Genomic DNA, 1,832 nt, shown 5'->3' with positions numbered 1-1,832 from the left:
TTGTATGACGGGCATGTCCTAAGGCTGGGGTGAAATTCCCTACAGAGCGTAGTTACCAACGAATCTAATAGCGACCCCGAAGTTTTAGGTGGCGACATCTAGGAGAGAAGAACGGGTAGCGAAATCGTGGCTTGACGAACAGAAACAGAATATAAGGCGTAACAGGTGGGCAAGCTAGCAAGAGATAGCAAAGACCCAAAAGGTAACCGTAAACCCAAAGCGTAAATTCTGCAAGTAAACGATGAAAGTATTAGGACTTATCCCGTGAGGTCTCATAGACGACGCAGTAGTAACAACGAACTATGAGAAGTCAGCAGAAGTCATAGTAGGTGGAAACACCGAAGGACCGAACAATTTAACAGCATAAGCAAAATGTATGTAGCATAACAAATCTGACAGAGAAAGTAGAAGAAACGTAAATGAACTCAAAATCTCACACCTAAGAAAAAGTTATGTAAGCGGAAAGGAGCAAGTGCACACATGGAAGATAATTTAATAAATCAAATCCTAAACCCAGAAAATATGCACCAAGCCAAAGTAAAAGTTATCTCCAATAAAGGAGCAGCTGGAACAGACGGAATAAGTGTAGAAGAAATAGATGAATACATCAAAGAAAATTGGGCAAGGATAAGACAAGAAATAATCGAAAGACGCTACAAACCACAACCAGTACTCCGAGTAGAAATCCCAAAACCAAACGGAGGAAAAAGAAAACTCGGAATACCAACAGTAATGGACAGAATAATCCAACAAGCAATCGTACAAGTACTAACCCCAATAATAGATAAAAGATTTTCTGAAACAAGCTATGGCTTCAGACCAGGAAGAAACTGTCAAATGGCAATAACCAAAAGCCTAGAATACTTAAATGATGGATTTGAATGGGTAGTAGACATAGACCTAGAAAAATTCTTCGACAAAGTGCCACAAGATAAACTAATGAGCATAGTCCATGAGCATATCAAAGCACCAGACACAGAGTCACTAATCAGAAAATACTTAAAAGTGGGAATAATGAACAAAGGTATATACGAAAAAAGTGAAATAGGAACGCCTCAGGGAGGAAACCTATCACCACTCCTAAGCAACATCATGCTAGACAAACTAGACAAAGAGCTAGAAGCAAGAAAGCTTAGATACACAAGATATGCAGATGATTGTCTAATATTTGTAGGAAGTAAAGCAGCAGCAACAAGAGTAATGCATTCAGTAACAAGATTCATAGAAAACAAACTTGGCTTAAAAGTAAATGCAGAAAAAAGCAAAATAACAAGACCAAACAAAATAAAATATCTTGGATTTGGCTACTGGAAAGACAACAAAACAAATCAATGGAAAGCACGAGTCCATGAAACATCATTTAAAAGATTCAAGGATAAAATAAAGAAACTAACCACAAGAAAATGGCCAGTATCCCTAGAATACAGAATCAAAAAGATAAATGAAGTAATAAGAGGCTGGATAAACTACTTTAAAATAGCAAGCATGAAAAGCAAACTAAAAAGTTTTAGCGAGCACCTAAGAACCAGACTCAGAATAATATGCTGGAAAATGTGGAAAGTACCAAAGAAAAGACAATGGGCGTTAAGAAAAATGGGAATAGTAAAAGACCTAGCAAGATTAACATCCTATTGTGGAAACAGATACTACTTTGTAGCAACAAAAACCTGCTTAGTAAGAGCAATCACAAAAGAAAGATTAAGTAAAACAGGCTTAATTGACCCTTATGATTACTACATAAGCAGGTCATGTGTAAATTAAATTGAACCGCCGTATGCCGAACGGCACGTACGGTGGTGTGAAAGGGGCTAGATCTTAGCCCCTATTCGATT

The 1,832-nt window shown here is 37.6% G+C and carries 1 protein-coding gene; it reads left to right on the top strand.

Annotation, left to right across the window (positions count from 1 at the left end):
• Nucleotides 1–480 precede the first annotated feature (480 nt).
• The gene (gene ltrA / locus ACCQ42_RS08910) at nt 481–1,761 is read left to right on the top strand and encodes a group II intron reverse transcriptase/maturase (protein WP_110058327.1); all 1,281 of its coding nucleotides are present in this window, start codon (nt 481–483) and stop codon (nt 1,759–1,761) included.
• Nucleotides 1,762–1,832 lie beyond the last annotated feature (71 nt).

Origin of the sequence: Anaerococcus kampingae (assembly GCF_046365475.1) — a bacterium.
In the GTDB taxonomy this organism is placed as follows: domain Bacteria; phylum Bacillota; class Clostridia; order Tissierellales; family Peptoniphilaceae; genus Anaerococcus; species Anaerococcus kampingae.
This window is presented reverse-complemented; position numbering and strand designations above follow the sequence as displayed.

Excerpts from the sequence above, each read along its gene's own strand:
- ltrA (WP_110058327.1), top strand. The coding sequence starts at position 481 with ATGGAAGATAATTTAATAAATCAAATCCTAAACCCAGAAAATATGCAC.